Below are 15,651 nucleotides of genomic sequence, written 5' to 3'. Positions count from 1 at the left end.
AAGGTATGGGACAGAAGACAAATCCAATTGGTAACAGATTAGGTATAATCAGAGGATGGGATTCTAACTGGTTTGGTGGTAAAGATTATGGAGACAGAATCGCTGAAGACTACAAAATCAGAAGATATCTTGAAGCTAGATTATCTAAAGGTGGTATTTCAAAAATTTATATTGAAAGAACTTTAAAATTAGTTACAGTAACTATTACTACTGCTAGACCGGGACTTATCATCGGTAAAGGAGGTCAGGAAGTTGATAAATTAAAAGAAGAATTGAAGAAACTTACAGGTAAGGATATTCAAATCAATATTTTCGAAATCAAAAGACCTGAACTTGATGCAGTATTAGTGGCTGATAGCATCTCTAAGCAAATTGAAAACAGAATCTCTTACAGAAGAGCTGTTAAAATGGCAATCGCTAGTACCATGAGAATGGGTGCTGAAGGGATCAAAGTTCAAATCTCTGGTAGATTGAACGGTGCTGAAATGGCAAGAAGCGAATCTTTCAAAGACGGAAGAATTCCTTTGTCTACTTTCAGAGCTGATATCGATTATCACTGGGCTGAAGCTCACACTACTTACGGTAGACTAGGAGTGAAAGTTTGGATCATGAAAGGAGAAGTTTACGGTAAAAGAGAACTTTCTCCACTAGTGGGACAACAGAAGAAAGGTGGTCCTTCAGGAGGCGGAAACAGAGGTGGAGACCGAGATAACAGAAGACCTAGAAAGAATAATAACAATAATAACAATAATAATTAAAAATTTTAGGTTAGAAATTTTGAATTTTAAATTACCGTTACTTTTTTAAAATATAAAAAATCTAAAATCTAAAATCTAAAATCTAAAATTTAGAAATTATGTTACAACCAAAAAGAACCAAATTCCGTAGAGTTCACAAGATGAAGATGAAGGGGATTGCTCAAAGAGGTAATCAACTTGCATACGGAACATTTGGAATCAAAGCTATAGAAGGTGCTTGGATCACTGCAAGACAAATTGAAGCTGCTCGTATCGCTGCGACAAGATATATGAAGAGAGAAGGCCAGCTATGGATCAAAATATTCCCGGATAAGCCAATTACTAAGAAACCAGCTGAAGTACGTATGGGTAAAGGTAAAGGAGCTGTGGAATATTGGGTAGCTGTAGTGAAGCCAGGTAAGATCATGTTCGAAATCGGAGGTGTATCTTATGAGATTGCTAAGGAAGCTTTAAGACTTGCTGCACAAAAATTACCGGTAGTTACTAAATTCGTAGTGGCTAACGATTTTGTTAAACCTCTATAATCTTTGATACAATGAAACAAGCTGATATTAAAAATTTAAGCGCGGGTGATATTCAAGCAAAACTTGCTGAATTGACAACTCAATATTCAAAACTGAAATTGGCTCACAAAATCAGTCCAATTGAAAACCCGATTCAAATCAGAGATTTGAGAAGATCGATCGCTAGACTAAACACTGAGTTAACCACTAAACAACAATAAGATTTTCATACATTATGGAAAGAAACTTAAGAAAAGAAAGAATCGGAATAGTTTCCAGCAATAAAATGGAAAAGACCATTGTTGTAAGTGAGACTACGAGAGTGAAACACCCGATGTACGGTAAATTCGTTCTAAAAACGAAAAAATATACTGCACACGACGAGAACAACGAATGCACAGAAGGAGATACAGTTCTTATCCAAGAAACTAGACCTTTGAGCAAGAGCAAGAGATGGAGATTAGTAAGAATCATTGAAAAAGCTAAGTAATAATGTTACAAACAGAATCAAGATTAAAAGTTGCTGATAACACAGGTGCGAAAGAAGTACTAGTTATCAGAGTTCTGGGAGGAACCAGAAGAAGATATGCTTCAGTTGGTGATAAAATCGTTGTTACTATCAAGGATTCTACACCATCAGGAAATGCTAAAAAAGGTCAGGTATCTAAAGCTGTCGTAGTAAGAACTAAAAAAGCAGTAAGAAGAAAAGATGGTTCATACATCAAATTCGAAGACAATGCTTGTGTATTACTAAACGCAGCGGGAGAAATGAGAGGAACACGTGTTTTCGGACCTGTTGCTCGTGAGTTGAGAGACAAAGAATATATGAAAATCATTTCATTAGCTCCTGAAGTACTTTAATTTTTAAAATTTTTAAAAGAAAATGTCAAAGTTAAAAATAAAAAGAGGAGATAACGTAATCATTACTACTGGTAAGAAAGATATCAAAGGTAAAACTGGTGAAGTTATTGAAGTGATCAAAAAAGAAGGAAAGGATCCTAGAGTTATCGTTGCAGGTCTTAACATTGTTAAAAAACACGTTAAGCCTTCAGCTTCTAACCCTCAAGGTGGAATCACTGAAAAGGAAGCTTCTATTCATATCTCAAACATAGCTTTAGTTGGTAAAGACGGAAAAGCTATCAAAATCGGTTACAAAATCGAGGGAGATAAGAAAGTAAGAATCGATAAAAAAACGGGTGAAACTTTATAATTTGAATTAACACATGGAATTTATAGCAAGACCCAAAAATATATACAGAGAGAAAATTGTTCCTGCAATGATGGAAGAATTTGGCTACAAATCTGTAATGCAGGTACCTAAATTGGAAAAAATCATCCTATCTCAAGGATTAGGTGATGCGACTGCAGACAAGAAAATCATTGATTATGCTGTAGAAGAATTAACAATGATTACTGGTCAGAAAGCAGTTGGTACCATCTCTAAGAAAGACGAAGCTGCTTTCAAATTGAGAAAAGGTATGCCTGTAGGTGCTAAAGTAACATTGAGAGCTCATAAAATGTATGAATTCTTAGACAGACTTACTGCTTCTGCTTTACCACGTATCAGAGATTTCTCTGGTATCAAAGCAGACGGGTTCGATGGTAGAGGTAACTACAACTTAGGTATTACTGAGCAGATTATCTTTCCTGAGATCGTAATTGACAAAGTGAAAAAAATCCAGGGGATGGACATCACTTTCGTAACAACTGCGAAAACAGATAAAGAAGCGAAAGCATTATTAACTCACTTCGGTTTACCATTTAAAAAGAACTAAGAAATGGCTAAAGAATCAATGAAAGCGCGTGAGCGCAAAAGAGAAGCACTAGTTGCTAAATACGCTGACAAAAGAAAAGCTTTAAAAGAAGCTGGTGACTATGAAGGTCTTCAGAAATTACCTAAAAATGCTTCTCCTGTAAGATTACACAACAGATGTAAACTAACAGGTAGACCAAGAGGGTACATGAGAACTTTCGGTCTTTCTAGAGTAACGTTCCGTGAAATGGCCAACAACGGTCTTATCCCGGGAGTGAAAAAAGCTAGTTGGTAATAATTACTAATTAATCGGGACAATTAAGTTGTCTGGATACTAGAGAATAAAAATATCAGACCCAAGTTTTTCTGAAGTCTGATATTTTGATCTTCAAGTCCCTTCAATACTGATTGTCTTTAACCAATAATTTAAAAAAGAAAAATGGTAACAGATCCAATTTCAGATTTCCTAACAAGAGTAAGGAACGCACAAAGCGCAGGCCACAAAGTGGTGGAAATTCCTGCATCGAAAATCAAAAAGGAGATTACTAAGATCTTATTTGATCAAGGGTATATCTTAAACTTTAAGTTTGAAGATAGCGCTGTTCAAGGAACGATCAAAATCGCTTTAAAGTATGACAAGCAAACTAACAAACCGGCTATCAAGTCTATTCAAAGAGCTTCTAGACCAGGTTTAAGACAGTACAAAGGTTCTACAGAACTTCCAAGAGTACTGAACGGTTTGGGTATAGCTGTTATCTCTACTTCTAAAGGAGTAATGACTGACAAGAAGGCTAGAGAAGAAAAAGTAGGCGGTGAAGTAATCTGCTATGTTTATTAATTTTTAATCAGAGGAAAATGTCAAGAATTGGTAAAGCAATTATAACAATTCCAGCTGGAATTACAGTCACTGAAAATAACGGTGTTGTAACGGTAAAAGGTCCTAAAGGAGAACTTTCTCAGGAGCTTACAGCAGGAATTACTTTAGAACAAAAAGATGGCGAGCTTAATGTAAACAGACCATCTGATTCTAAGCAACACAAAGCGCTTCACGGTTTATACAGAGCGTTGATCAACAACATGATTGTTGGTGTTGAAAAAGGTTTCGAAAAGAAACTAGAACTAGTAGGGGTAGGATATAGAGCTTCACACACAGGTCAAAAACTTGAGTTAGCTTTAGGATTCTCTCACGGTATCGTATTGGAACTTCCAAACGAAGTAAAAGTAGATACATTGACTGAAAAAGGTAAAAACCCAATTATTACTTTAGCGTCTCATGACAATCAACTTCTAGGAATGGTAGCTGCAAAGATCCGTTCTTTCAGAAAGCCTGAGCCTTACAAAGGAAAAGGTGTAAGATTCCTTGGAGAAATTGTTAGACGTAAAGCTGGTAAATCTGCTTAATAAATTATAAGTATTATGGCATTAAGTAAATTAGAAAAAAGAATAAGAATCAAAAGAAGAGTAAGAGGAAAAATCTCTGGATCTTCTGAATTGCCAAGATTATCTGTATATAAAAGTAATAAGGAAATTTACGCTCAGTTAATCGACGATAAAAATGGTACAACTTTAGCCGCTGCTTCTTCTAGAGAGAAAGGAGTAGACGCTAATGGTACTAAGACTGAAATTTCTGCTGCTGTTGGTAAAGCTATCGCTGCCAAAGCTATCGCTGCAGGAATTGAAAAGATTGTATTTGACAGAAACGGATTCGTATACCACGGAAGAGTGAAAGCTCTAGCTGATGGGGCGAGAGAAGGAGGACTTAAATTCTAATCATTAAAATTTCGGAAATATGTTAGGACTAGATAATATAGAAAGAGTAAAACCGGGAGGATTAGAATTAAAAGATCGTCTCGTAGCTGTTAACAGAGTAACAAAAGTAACCAAAGGAGGTAGAGCTTTCGGATTTTCTGCTATTGTTGTAGTAGGTAATGAAGATGGAATCATCGGTCATGGTTTAGGAAAATCTAAGGAAGTTGCTTCTGCAATTGCTAAAGCAGTTGAAGATGCTAAGAAAAACCTTGTGAAAGTTCCGGTAATGAACCACACGATCCCTCACCAGACGACTGCTAGATACGGTGGTGCAGATATCTTTATGAGACCTGCTTCTCACGGTACAGGACTTATCGCCGGTGGTGCGGTAAGAGCGGTATTAGAGTCTGCTGGTATTCACGATATCCTTTCAAAATCTAAAGGATCTTCTAACCCTCACAACGTGGTGAAAGCTACTTTCAAAGCGTTATTGGATATCAGAAGACCTGAAGAGATCGCTAGAATGAGAGGAGTTTCTCTAAGTAAAGTGTTTAACGGTTAATATTAGAACAATGGCAACAATCAAAGTAAAGCAAGTAAGAAGCGCTATTGGAAGAACAAAAACCCAAAAGAGAACGCTTGAAGCATTAGGATTTAAGAAACTTCACCAAGTTGTAGAACACGAAGCTACGCCTTCTATTTTAGGAATGATAGCTGCAGTTAGTCATTTACTTGAAGTTCAAAAATAATTTTAAAACAAAAATTAAGATGAATTTAAACAACATAAGACCTGCTGCAGGTGCAACTCACAACTCTAAAAGAATTGGTAGAGGACAGGGTACAGGAAAAGGAGGTACTTCTACGAAAGGACATAAAGGTCAGAAAGCTAGAGCTGGTTATTCTCAGAAAATCGGTTTCGAAGGTGGACAGATGCCTTTACAAAGAAGATTACCTAAATTCGGATTCAAAAACGTAAACAGAAAAGAGTTTAGAGGCGTTAATCTTGATACTATTCAAACTTTAATCGAGAACAAATCCATCACTGGAGAAATCACGAAAGAAGTTTTAGTAGAAAACGGGATCGTTTCTAAAAACGAATTAGTGAAAATTATGGGTAGAGGAGAATTGAAATCAGCGGTTTCAATCTCTGCTGACAAGTTCACTAAATCTGCTGAAGAGCTTATTGCTAAAGCAGGTGGAAAAGCAATTACCTTATAATACTTACTAATGAAAGAATTTATACAAACACTTAAAAATATATGGAGCCTAAAGGAGTTAAGAGATAAAATTCTCTTTACGTTAGGTATTATCCTTGTGTATAGATTCGCATCTTATATCTCGCTTCCTGCAATTAACCTTGCAGAGGTGGGAGATCTCTTAGAGCATTATAAAAATCAAGGCGGTAACAAGCAAGGAGCAGGTCTCCTTGGCTTGCTTTCGTCGTTTACGGGGGGAGCTTTCAGCCACGCTTCCGTAATGGCGTTGGGTATCATGCCTTATATTTCTGCTTCTATTATTGTTCAGTTGATGGGAATGGCTATTCCTTATCTTCAGAAACTTCAGAAGGATGGAGAGTCAGGTAGAAATACATTGAATCAAATTACTAGATGGTTAACGATCGGAGTGTGTCTTGTACAGGCCCCTTCTTATTTAACTTCTATTACTCAATTATTCTTACCGTATGCTCAGTTCCAGTCTGCATATTATGTAGAGCCGAATTCCATCATGTTCTGGTTACCAAGTATAGTTATCTTGGTGGCTGGTTCAGTGTTCGCAATGTGGTTAGGTGAGAAAATCACCGACAAAGGTATCGGAAACGGTATTTCCATCCTTATTATGGTGGGGATCCTGTCAAGATTACCGGAAGCATTCGTACAGGAAATGGCCGTGCAGAACGGAAAAGGAGGAATGGGATCTATCATGATCCTTATTGAAGTAATATTCTGGATGCTGGTAGTTCTCTTAGCGGTGGTATTATCCGTCGCAGTGAGAAAAATTCCGATTCAGTATGTAAGCAGAGCTCAAGCAAGAGGAGGTGTAAACAGAAATCTTATGCAGGGAGCAAGACAATGGATCCCATTGAAAGTGAATGCTGCTGGTGTAATGCCGATTATCTTTGCGCAGGCATTGATGTTCGTACCAGGATTATTGACAAAATTCGATGAGTCCAATACTTTTCTTGCAGGTTTCAAGAATGTTTTTAGCTGGCAGTACAACGTATTGTTCGCGCTATTAATTATTATATTCTCATTTTTCTATACTGCAATTACAATTCCGGTAAACCAAATGGCTGATGATTTGAAGAGAAATGGAGGTTTAGTACCGAAAGTAAGACCCGGTAAAGAGACAGCTGATTATTTAGATGATATTTTATCAAAAATAACCTTGCCAGGTGCAATATTTTTATCTATCTTTGCAGTCCTTCCAGCAATAGTGCATGGAAGCTTTGTTCAGACAGATGCGTTTGCCCTATTTTTCGGGGGAACATCATTATTGATTATGGTTGGAGTTATTTTAGATACCGTTCAACAGATTAATACATATCTGCTGAATCATCACTATGATGGCTTAATGCAGTCTAAATTGTCAAGAACGACTGGATATTAATTTATGGCAAAACAAAAACATATTGAACAAGACGGCGTTATTACGGAAGCACTTTCGAACGCCCAGTTCCGTGTAGAGCTGGAGAATGGGCATATACTTATCGCTCATATTTCCGGTAAAATGAGAATGCATTATATTAAACTTTTACCTGGAGACAAGGTAAAACTAGAAATGTCTCCCTATGATTTAACAAAAGGGAGGATCACATTTAGATATTAAAACAAACGCCAAATGGAATGTATGTTCCGTTTGGCTCTTGTTGAAAAATAAATACTATCAAAATGAAAGTTAGAGCATCAATTAAAAAAAGAAGCGCTGATTGCAAAATTGTACGCAGAAAAGGTGTGCTGTTCGTAATCAACAAGAAGAACCCAAAATTTAAACAAAGACAAGGCTAACATTAAATTATGGCGAGAATTGCAGGTATTGATTTACCAAAAAACAAAAGAGGTGTTATCGGTTTAACTTACATCTACGGAGTTGGAAGAAGTACTTCTTCTGAAATCCTTAAAGCTGCCGGTATCAGCGAAGACAAGAAAGTCAACGAATGGAATGACGATGAATTGGCTGCAATCAGAACCTATATCTCTGAAAACGTAAAAGTAGAAGGAGAATTAAGATCTGAAGTGCAATTGAACATCAAGAGATTGATGGACATAGGATGCCAACGAGGAATACGTCACAGACTAGGATTACCTTTAAGAGGCCAGAGAACGAAAAACAACTCTAGAACCCGAAAAGGAAAGAGAAAAACAGTTGCTAACAAGAAAAAGGCAAGTAAATAATCGTTAGGAATTATGGCAAAACAAAGTAAAGTAGTTAAAAAAAGAAAAGTAAAAGTTGAAGCTATTGGTGAGGCACATATTCAAGCTTCTTTCAATAACATCATCATTTCTTTAACAAATAAAAGCGGAGAAGTTATCTCTTGGGCATCTGCCGGTAAAATGGGTTTCAGAGGTTCTAAAAAGAATACTCCATTTGCTGCTCAAATGGCAGCTGAAAATTGCTCTAATGTTGCTCACGAAGCTGGATTAAGAAGAGTAAAGGTGTACGTGAAAGGTCCTGGTGCAGGTAGAGAATCTGCGATCAGAACAATCCACAATTCAGGTATTGAAGTTAGCGAAATTATTGACGTTACTCCTATGCCACACAATGGATGTAGACCACCGAAAAGAAGAAGAGTTTAATTTTTAGAATTTACCCATTATGGCAAGATATATTGGACCTAAAACTAAGATTGCTAGAAAGTTTGGTGCTGCAATCTACGGAGATGACAAAAACTTCGAAAGAAGAAAAAACCAACCGCCAGGACAACATGGTCCTAACAAAAGAAGAGGTGCTAAAAAATCTGAATATGCAGTTCAGTTAGCTGAAAAGCAAAAAGCTAAATATACTTACGGTATTTTAGAAAGACAGTTTGCAAATTTATTCGAAAAAGCACACAGAAGTAAAGGTGTAACAGGTGAAGTTCTATTACAGCTTTGTGAATCAAGATTGGATAACGTAGTCTACAGATTAGGGTTTGCTAAAACCAGATCTGCTGCTAGACAGTTAACTTCTCACAGACACATTACAGTGAATGGTGAGATCCTTAACATTCCTTCTTATTTAGTAAAAGCAGGTGATGTGATCGCTGTAAGAGAGAAATCTAAATCTCTTGAGGTTGTTACTGATTCATTAGCTTCTAAAGCTAATTATGAGTGGTTACAATTCAACGATGAGAAGAAAGAAGGTACTTTCGTTTCTGCTCCTGAAAGAATCCAGATTCCGGAGGACATCAAGGAACAGCTTATCGTCGAACTTTACTCTAAATAATTTTTTAATCAAATTTTTGCTCAACCCAATAATATGGCAATTTTACAATTCATAAAACCCGATAAAGTAATTTTACTTAACTCTGATGAATTTAAAGGTCAATTCGAATTCAGACCATTAGAACCAGGTTTCGGGCTTACAATCGGTAATGCTTTGAGAAGAGTGTTGCTTTCTTCTCTGGAAGGATATGCTATTTCATCTATCAAAATAGAAGGTGTAGAGCACGAATTTTCAACTATTCCAGGAGTAATCGAAGACGTTACCGAAATCATTCTTAACCTTAAGCAGGTAAGATTAAAAGCTTCAGCAGAAGGCCAGGCTAACGAGCAGGTAATTGCTAAAGTTTCCGGTCAAACGGTTATTACTGCTGGTGATTTAGGAAAGTCTATCAACGGATTTGAGGTATTAAACCCAGATCTTTTGATTTGCAACCTAAACAGTGATGTAACTTTCGAAATTACTTTCAATATTGAAAAAGGTAGAGGGTATGTTCCTTCAGATCAGAATAAGTCAAACAATGCACCAGTAGGTACTATTGCTATTGACTCTATTTTCACGCCAATTAAGAAAGTACAATACAGCATTGAAAATTATCGTGTAGAGCAAAAAACAGACTACGAAAAACTTGTATTAGATATAGAAACTGATGGATCTATCAGTCCTCAGAATGCTTTAACAGAAGCTTCTAAGATATTAATTTATCACTTCATGTTATTCTCTGATGAGAGAATCACTCTTGAAACAGAAGCCGTGAAAGCATCTATCCAATATGACGAAGAGACGCTTCATACAAGACAACTACTTAAGTCTAAATTAGCAGATATGGATCTTTCTGTAAGAGCCCTTAACTGTCTGAAAGCAGCTGAAGTAGAAACGCTTGGTGAACTTGTTTCTTACAGTAAGTCTGATTTGATGAAATTCAGAAATTTTGGTAAAAAATCTTTGACAGAACTAGAAGAATTAGTGCATTCAAAAGGTCTTAACTTCGGTTTCGACGTTGCAAAATATAAGTTAGACGCTGATAAATAATTAATAATGAGACACGGTAAAAAATTCAATCACTTAGGAAGAACAGCTTCTCATAGAAGTGCTTTACTTTCTAATATGGCTTGTTCTCTAATTGAGCATAAAAGAATCAACACTACTGTAGCTAAAGCTAAAGCTTTAAGAGTATATGTTGAACCTCTATTAACAAAGGCAAAAGAAGATACTACACACAATAGAAGAATTGTTTTTTCATATCTTCAAAGTAAAGAAGCAGTTACTGAACTTTTCAGATCAGTAGCTCCTAAAATCGCAGAAAGAAACGGCGGATATACAAGAATCATCAAGACTGGTTTCAGACAAGGTGATGCTGCTGATATGGCTCTTATCGAGCTAGTTGATTTCAACGAACTTTACAATCCTAATGCTGAAGAGAAAAAGACTACTAGAAGAAGTAGAAGAGCTACAACAGCTAAAAAAGAAGCTGTAGTTGCTGATGCTCCTAAAGTAGAAGAAAAAGTTGAAGAGCCTAAGGCAGAAGCAACAGACTCTACAGAAGAGAAAACTGCAGAATAATATATTCTCAGATATAAATAGAAAACCATCCAGATTCTGGATGGTTTTTTGTTGTTTAATGGTGAGTGTTTTTTAATTTACTCCGGCGATTCTGAACATAAAACCAGTCATGGTAAATCGCGAAACCAGCATCCGGCAATCGGAACCCTGACTAGATTTTAGTTCTCTTCAGTTCAATGACATTGTTGCCCTGTTCCAGGTGAATACTGTCTCCCTTTACTCTCGCAGTCATATCATCTTTCTTATAGATCGTTTCGCCGTCTTTTGTTTCAGTCTTAGGTAAGGTGAACGTCTTTTTGTTGCTGGTAATGGCAACCGTATTTTCCTTAGGATCATTTTTGAATATTACCTTTACCAGAGTTCCGTCTGTGGCTTTATAAACGAAATCTGTTTTTTCCATCTTCTTACCGTTCACTTCAATCGTTGAAGAACTTTCCGTTAAAGAATCAATTTTTCCATTATTATCTGTGATTACGGTTTCAGTACTGTCCATTTTTATGACACTTTTGTTTCCGCTCTCATTTTTTTTGCAGCTTGTTAGTAATAATGCTACAGCTGAACCAGCTATTAAAAGGCTTTTTCTCATGATTTTTTTTTTTAATGTATAAGGCACTAATTGTTTTTCTAAAGTAATAGAAATTTAACTAAATTTAATAGAAACAAAAAACAAACCAATAGCCCTGAACTCAAGTCTTAAAATTACACAAAAGTGTAATTGATTCCACTTTGTTTTCTTGCGAAATTTGTATTAAACAAAAAACAATGAGCATTTCCATCGCCATAGTAGAAGACGAGAAGAACTACAACAATGCGTTGAAGAAGGTCATAAATTATCAGGATGACATGAAGGTCGTGGCCCAGTTCTTTGATGGCAATAATGCGCTTAAGGATCTCTCTGCTCTTTCTCCGGATGTAGTCATGATGGATATTCAGCTGCAGGATATGCTGGGCATTGAAATCATCGAAAAACTCAGAAAAGAAATGCCCGGAACACAGTTTATCATGTGTACCAGTTTTGAAGATGACGAAAAGATTTTCAATTCCTTAAAAGCCGGAGCTATGGGGTATCTCATTAAAGGAGAAAGTATGGACAAGATCCTGTCCTCCATACGGGATGTTTACAATGGAGGTGCACCCATGAGCCTATCCATCGCCCGTAGGGTTTTAGGCCATTTTGAACGAAAACTTCCGGAAAACAAAGAGGTAGACGACCTCACCGAACGCGAAAAAGAAATTTTGGAACTTCTTTCAAAAGGGCTTCTCTACAAAGAAATTGCCGATCAAAAATTCATCAGCATCGACACTGTGAAAAAACACGTAGGAAACATCTACCGAAAACTGCATGTCAGCAATAAAGTAGAAGCAATAAATAAATTTAACCATTTTAAAAACTGACAGATTATGAGAACAATTAAATTTTTAAGAATTACTTATTTAATAACTTTAATGTTATTTTTTGTAAGCTGCAAAAAAGACATGAACAGAGAGGGCAAAAATGAATCTTCTGAACAAAAGCAGCAGCAAACCAATATCGCTCCCACTGATCCCAATGGAGACAGTATATATATAAAGAAGTATGATTATTTAACTTTCCATTCTATATTAACAACAATACCGGATACAGATGCAGATAAGTATTACGAAAAATATTCAGATAATTATAAACCTCATTTAGAATTGGGGAAAAAATATCCGTTTTCTATTAACATCACTGGAAGTGTAGGAGAGGAAATGAAAAAAATGATAAAAAAGAATGATTCTGTACGTTTAATCCTTACAACAAGAGATAATCATTTAGATGTTCTTTTTGCTGATTCTGATAATAATAAATACATTATCACAGACCCTGTGATTAAGAAGATTAACGATAATGACTTCAAAAAAATGGATAGTACCTTCAAAGTCGGTATTTATAATGAAATGACGATCACAAAAATAAAATTGGTAGACTCAGAGCATTCGGGTGATAAAACCTATGGAAATACTACTGAAATACTAATCCCATATGCTGAGTTCGACAAATATGATCCAGCAAAACATACTCTAGCGTTTTTGCCAGGAGTCGTAACAAACAATACTTTTAATAGTAAGAAAAAAAGCAAGATGCACCATTTAACTTTAATCATGTGCTTAATGGATCTAAGCCGGACCAAAGCTCTTAGAACTTCTCCCACAGTTTTCTCTGATGACTTTTGTCTGAAGCCTCCAGGCTGTTAATATGTATGTATCATACCTAATTATAATTTTTCTTTGTCTTGCTTTTTCAATCATACATAAAACAGCAAGACAAAGATTTCTGTATTTATATTTTGGGGTGGTTTTTGTGTCAGAAATTCTAATATTTACAGGGATATTTGACGGCAGTATTTATAAGTACACCAAGGGTTTTTATATTTTATTCTTTATATTTTATTTTAAAGAACTTTTTAGATTAAACTATAATAGATATGTTCTTTTATTTATAATTATTACTTGCCTGTTTATAAAAAATATTATTGGAGGCGAAAATTTATTACCAGTAATACAAAGTTTTGTTTATGTTTTTCTTAGCTTGGAGTGGATGATACAACAAATCAAAAACCCTAATGAAATTTCAATCTATCATAAACAGAAATTCTGGTTTTGTGCCGGACTTCTATTATGGAGTACCATATTTTTGATGCGTATTGTTCCCTCATTATTTTTTGCTGAAAAGGACATGATTTTTTTTCAAGGCATAAATCACTTTTATCAGGGAATTACTATTTTTTGTTATACATTGTTCTTAAGAGGTATTTTTACAAAAGATAATGGTTCGAATTCAATTGAAAATACTTTAAAAATTAATAATTAGCTTTTCAAAATTGGAAATGAACTATTTGGATAGAATAAAGATTACATACATTATTGCAATAATTGTAATGATGCTATTCATTGTTTTTATTATTTTCATCGTTTTGATGTACAACCGTAAACAGCTTTTATATATCAAAGAGAAACAGCTCAAAGAAGCAGAACACCAAAACCAGCTTCTCCAAAAAGAACTCGAAAAACAAAAATCTATAGAACAGGAGCGGGAACGCATCTCCCACGATATGCATGACGATCTGGGAGCAGGCATCTCAGCACTGAAATTGCAGGCAGAATTTCTGAAACAGAAAGCAAAAAATGACGACCTGCAAAGTGATATCGATGAACTTTTGAAAACCTCTGAAGAAATCAACCTTTCCATGAGAGAAATGCTGTGGAGTCTGAATTCAGGCAATGACACTCTGGGAAGTTTTATAGATTACGCTATACAGTATGCAGATAACTTTCTAAAAAGGACCAAAATCAAATTGTGGTCAGAAAGTATAGACATTATATCAGATACTCCCATTTCTACAGAACTGAGAAGGAATATGTTTTTATGCTTAAAAGAAGCCATTAATAATGCTTACAAACATAGCTGTGCCCAATCATTAAAGCTATCTTTTTTACAGGAAAACAATGTTTTTTCTATGAAAATTTCAGATGATGGAGTAGGGATACAGCATGAGCATTCCGGGGGAAACGGGCTCCGGAATATGAAAAGAAGGATGAAGGAGCAGAATGGAGAATGCCAAATTTTAAAAGAAGGACCGGGAACACAGATTCTCTTCAAAACGACGATTTAAATCTACAGATTGTAAACAGGAAGCATCACTTTTTCAGTGGTGCTTTTTTTAGGCTCTATAATCACCCGTTCGGGTAATTGACAGAAATGTTTTTTTAGTGGAACTTTGAGTAATAAACCAAGACGTATAACCATGAAAACTCTTATTAATGACAGTATCGGAGATTTGGAAACTGCTTTGAAAAACAATAGTCAGCTTCGGGAAGATTTTATGGCGGATCCAATTGGAGCGTTAAAAAATATCGAAACACAAAATCCTAAGGATACAGATTCATGGATCTACCGGATTATTGTTTTTATGCTGGGATTGGCCGTGATAATAATTGTCGTAGGACTTATTGTACTTTCTATGAACGGGAGGACTTTGGAGACCCAGCTGATTACCATTTTTACGGCAATTTCATCAGGCGCCATCGGGGCTTTGGCCGGGCTTTTAGCACCTTCATCTAAAAAATAAAGATTTAAAATACAAATATCATGAGCGAAAAAATTGTTAAAGACTATTTATTAGAGTGGAAAATGAACTCTAATGAGGGAAAAATCATTTTCATCTTTGAAGATGACAGTGACGAGAAATTAGATGGCTTGGAAGTAAAAGAGTTTACAGCGATGACTGCCGTTCTGGAAAAAGGGGAAACCATGTTTGATGATGACGAAAAAACACTTTATAATGTAATGCCATGAAAACAATTCTTTTTTTACTGGGAACAGGTATACTGCTTGCCTCCTGCGCAACGCACAATACTAAATTAGAAGAACTGAAAAGTACCAGTTCGAATTATCAGATATCTTATGATGCAACAAGAAGAGGATCGGTAGTAAGCATCAGTGGTACGGGAGAGATCAATAAAATATTGTCAGAAGTACAGCCGGATGCCGCAATAGCAACTACCCGTGAGATCACCACCAAGCTGATGGCTAAACTGAAATCTGGAGACAGTGTTTCAGCTGATCAGATCACCAAAATCACGGAAACACTGTCAAAGCTGGGCGAAAGAACTGCACCCGTCAATATGCTTAGAGACGCTCTTTATAGATTGGAAGAGCATTGTGTCAACTTCAAAGAGCATTGTCAAGATGGAATGTATTGGGATAGTTTTCAAACGGTGATAAAGGCTATTACCGATGTACAAAAAGAAATTTCTTCGACAGCAGCCAGTGAAGCTAAGGCCGAAGAAGAAAAAACTTTACGCGCACTGACGCCTGACGAAAGAAAAAAGTACCGTTTGGATAAAGAAAAATAATAATATTAATAATTAATCTTTGGTTCTC

Annotated in this window: 29 protein-coding genes; 28 read left to right on the top strand and 1 reads right to left on the bottom strand. The window is 35.9% G+C overall.

Features of this window, described 5'->3' with window-relative positions; all coding sequences use genetic code 11:
• The first annotated feature begins 5 nt into the window (after window positions 1–5).
• The 22 genes from rpsC to rplQ all read left to right on the top strand — a co-directional run bounded on the left by rpsC (window position 6) and on the right by rplQ (window position 10,745).
• Complete coding sequence (rpsC, locus tag BW964_RS10515) at window positions 6–758, top strand: 30S ribosomal protein S3 (protein ID WP_073330050.1); 753 nt, start codon at window positions 6–8, stop codon at window positions 756–758.
• Between the two features lie 98 nt (window positions 759–856).
• The gene (gene rplP, locus BW964_RS10510; RefSeq protein WP_034738777.1) at window positions 857–1,282 is read left to right on the top strand and encodes a 50S ribosomal protein L16; all 426 of its coding nucleotides are present in this window, start codon (window positions 857–859) and stop codon (window positions 1,280–1,282) included.
• Between the two features lie 11 nt (window positions 1,283–1,293).
• On the top strand, window positions 1,294–1,482 hold the full coding sequence (gene rpmC / locus BW964_RS10505; RefSeq protein WP_034738775.1) for a 50S ribosomal protein L29: 189 nt from the start codon (window positions 1,294–1,296) through the stop codon (window positions 1,480–1,482).
• An 11-nt stretch (window positions 1,483–1,493) separates the two neighbouring features.
• Window positions 1,494–1,751 (top strand): 30S ribosomal protein S17, encoded by a 258-nt coding sequence (gene rpsQ / locus BW964_RS10500; protein ID WP_053073319.1) that lies wholly within the window; start codon window positions 1,494–1,496, stop codon window positions 1,749–1,751.
• Window positions 1,752–1,753: 2 nt separating this feature from the next.
• Window positions 1,754–2,122 carry a 50S ribosomal protein L14 gene (rplN, locus tag BW964_RS10495; protein WP_007839504.1) on the top strand — a complete coding sequence of 123 codons (369 nt, stop codon included), beginning with the start codon at window positions 1,754–1,756 and terminating at the stop codon, window positions 2,120–2,122.
• A 22-nt stretch (window positions 2,123–2,144) separates the two neighbouring features.
• Window positions 2,145–2,471 (top strand): 50S ribosomal protein L24, encoded by a 327-nt coding sequence (rplX, locus tag BW964_RS10490; RefSeq protein ID WP_034738772.1) that lies wholly within the window; start codon window positions 2,145–2,147, stop codon window positions 2,469–2,471.
• 13 nt (window positions 2,472–2,484) lie between these two features.
• Complete coding sequence (gene rplE / locus BW964_RS10485) at window positions 2,485–3,036, top strand: 50S ribosomal protein L5 (protein ID WP_073330047.1); 552 nt, start codon at window positions 2,485–2,487, stop codon at window positions 3,034–3,036.
• 3 nt (window positions 3,037–3,039) lie between these two features.
• Window positions 3,040–3,309 (top strand): 30S ribosomal protein S14, encoded by a 270-nt coding sequence (gene rpsN, locus BW964_RS10480; protein WP_034702868.1) that lies wholly within the window; start codon window positions 3,040–3,042, stop codon window positions 3,307–3,309.
• Window positions 3,310–3,453: 144 nt separating this feature from the next.
• Complete coding sequence (rpsH, locus tag BW964_RS10475) at window positions 3,454–3,852, top strand: 30S ribosomal protein S8 (RefSeq protein WP_034738766.1); 399 nt, start codon at window positions 3,454–3,456, stop codon at window positions 3,850–3,852.
• Between the two features lie 17 nt (window positions 3,853–3,869).
• Window positions 3,870–4,415 carry a 50S ribosomal protein L6 gene (gene rplF, locus BW964_RS10470; protein WP_034725977.1) on the top strand — a complete coding sequence of 182 codons (546 nt, stop codon included), beginning with the start codon at window positions 3,870–3,872 and terminating at the stop codon, window positions 4,413–4,415.
• 15 nt (window positions 4,416–4,430) lie between these two features.
• Complete coding sequence (gene rplR, locus BW964_RS10465) at window positions 4,431–4,784, top strand: 50S ribosomal protein L18 (protein ID WP_076507034.1); 354 nt, start codon at window positions 4,431–4,433, stop codon at window positions 4,782–4,784.
• 19 nt (window positions 4,785–4,803) lie between these two features.
• Window positions 4,804–5,325 (top strand): 30S ribosomal protein S5, encoded by a 522-nt coding sequence (gene rpsE, locus BW964_RS10460; protein WP_073330039.1) that lies wholly within the window; start codon window positions 4,804–4,806, stop codon window positions 5,323–5,325.
• A gap of 10 nt (window positions 5,326–5,335) precedes the next feature.
• Window positions 5,336–5,512: a 50S ribosomal protein L30 gene (rpmD, locus tag BW964_RS10455; protein WP_007839493.1), complete on the top strand. Its 177-nt coding sequence runs from the start codon at window positions 5,336–5,338 to the stop codon at window positions 5,510–5,512.
• Window positions 5,513–5,531: 19 nt separating this feature from the next.
• Window positions 5,532–5,981 (top strand): 50S ribosomal protein L15, encoded by a 450-nt coding sequence (rplO, locus tag BW964_RS10450; protein WP_073330767.1) that lies wholly within the window; start codon window positions 5,532–5,534, stop codon window positions 5,979–5,981.
• 9 nt (window positions 5,982–5,990) lie between these two features.
• Window positions 5,991–7,370 carry a preprotein translocase subunit SecY gene (gene secY, locus BW964_RS10445; protein WP_034702876.1) on the top strand — a complete coding sequence of 460 codons (1,380 nt, stop codon included), beginning with the start codon at window positions 5,991–5,993 and terminating at the stop codon, window positions 7,368–7,370.
• A gap of 3 nt (window positions 7,371–7,373) precedes the next feature.
• Window positions 7,374–7,589 carry a translation initiation factor IF-1 gene (infA, locus tag BW964_RS10440; protein ID WP_034684855.1) on the top strand — a complete coding sequence of 72 codons (216 nt, stop codon included), beginning with the start codon at window positions 7,374–7,376 and terminating at the stop codon, window positions 7,587–7,589.
• A gap of 62 nt (window positions 7,590–7,651) precedes the next feature.
• Window positions 7,652–7,768 carry a 50S ribosomal protein L36 gene (gene rpmJ / locus BW964_RS10435; RefSeq protein ID WP_007839480.1) on the top strand — a complete coding sequence of 39 codons (117 nt, stop codon included), beginning with the start codon at window positions 7,652–7,654 and terminating at the stop codon, window positions 7,766–7,768.
• Between the two features lie 9 nt (window positions 7,769–7,777).
• On the top strand, window positions 7,778–8,155 hold the full coding sequence (gene rpsM, locus BW964_RS10430; protein ID WP_002983260.1) for a 30S ribosomal protein S13: 378 nt from the start codon (window positions 7,778–7,780) through the stop codon (window positions 8,153–8,155).
• 12 nt (window positions 8,156–8,167) lie between these two features.
• The gene (gene rpsK / locus BW964_RS10425; protein ID WP_034702879.1) at window positions 8,168–8,557 is read left to right on the top strand and encodes a 30S ribosomal protein S11; all 390 of its coding nucleotides are present in this window, start codon (window positions 8,168–8,170) and stop codon (window positions 8,555–8,557) included.
• 19 nt (window positions 8,558–8,576) lie between these two features.
• On the top strand, window positions 8,577–9,185 hold the full coding sequence (gene rpsD, locus BW964_RS10420) for a 30S ribosomal protein S4 (RefSeq protein WP_034702881.1): 609 nt from the start codon (window positions 8,577–8,579) through the stop codon (window positions 9,183–9,185).
• A 33-nt stretch (window positions 9,186–9,218) separates the two neighbouring features.
• Complete coding sequence (locus tag BW964_RS10415) at window positions 9,219–10,214, top strand: DNA-directed RNA polymerase subunit alpha (RefSeq protein WP_076507032.1); 996 nt, start codon at window positions 9,219–9,221, stop codon at window positions 10,212–10,214.
• Window positions 10,215–10,220: 6 nt separating this feature from the next.
• Window positions 10,221–10,745: a 50S ribosomal protein L17 gene (rplQ, locus tag BW964_RS10410; protein ID WP_073330029.1), complete on the top strand. Its 525-nt coding sequence runs from the start codon at window positions 10,221–10,223 to the stop codon at window positions 10,743–10,745.
• A gap of 151 nt (window positions 10,746–10,896) precedes the next feature.
• On the opposite strand, the gene BW964_RS10405 is transcribed toward rplQ, so the two are convergent.
• The gene (locus tag BW964_RS10405; protein WP_076507891.1) at window positions 10,897–11,331 is read right to left on the bottom strand and encodes a hypothetical protein; all 435 of its coding nucleotides are present in this window, start codon (window positions 11,329–11,331) and stop codon (window positions 10,897–10,899) included.
• A gap of 176 nt (window positions 11,332–11,507) precedes the next feature.
• On the opposite strand from BW964_RS10405, the gene BW964_RS10400 reads away from it, so the two are divergent.
• The 6 genes from BW964_RS10400 to BW964_RS10370 all read left to right on the top strand — a co-directional run bounded on the left by BW964_RS10400 (window position 11,508) and on the right by BW964_RS10370 (window position 15,623).
• Window positions 11,508–12,140 carry a response regulator gene (locus tag BW964_RS10400; protein WP_076507030.1) on the top strand — a complete coding sequence of 211 codons (633 nt, stop codon included), beginning with the start codon at window positions 11,508–11,510 and terminating at the stop codon, window positions 12,138–12,140.
• Window positions 12,141–12,146: 6 nt separating this feature from the next.
• Window positions 12,147–12,962 (top strand): hypothetical protein, encoded by an 816-nt coding sequence (locus BW964_RS10395; protein ID WP_123912005.1) that lies wholly within the window; start codon window positions 12,147–12,149, stop codon window positions 12,960–12,962.
• 683 nt (window positions 12,963–13,645) lie between these two features.
• Window positions 13,646–14,380: a sensor histidine kinase gene (locus BW964_RS10385; protein ID WP_228437932.1), complete on the top strand. Its 735-nt coding sequence runs from the start codon at window positions 13,646–13,648 to the stop codon at window positions 14,378–14,380.
• 132 nt (window positions 14,381–14,512) lie between these two features.
• Complete coding sequence (locus tag BW964_RS10380; protein ID WP_076507024.1) at window positions 14,513–14,836, top strand: hypothetical protein; 324 nt, start codon at window positions 14,513–14,515, stop codon at window positions 14,834–14,836.
• Between the two features lie 20 nt (window positions 14,837–14,856).
• Window positions 14,857–15,063, top strand: coding sequence for a hypothetical protein (locus tag BW964_RS10375; protein ID WP_076507022.1), 207 nt, complete (start codon window positions 14,857–14,859; stop codon window positions 15,061–15,063).
• A complete protein-coding gene (locus tag BW964_RS10370) occupies window positions 15,060–15,623 on the top strand; it encodes a hypothetical protein (protein WP_076507021.1) in 564 nt (187 codons plus the stop codon). Before BW964_RS10375 ends, BW964_RS10370 begins: the two co-directional genes overlap by 4 nt.
• Window positions 15,624–15,651 lie beyond the last annotated feature (28 nt).

Origin of the sequence: Chryseobacterium shigense, from assembly GCF_900156575.1 — a bacterium.
GTDB classification, from domain to species: Bacteria; Bacteroidota; Bacteroidia; order Flavobacteriales; family Weeksellaceae; genus Chryseobacterium; species Chryseobacterium shigense.
This window is presented reverse-complemented; position numbering and strand designations above follow the sequence as displayed.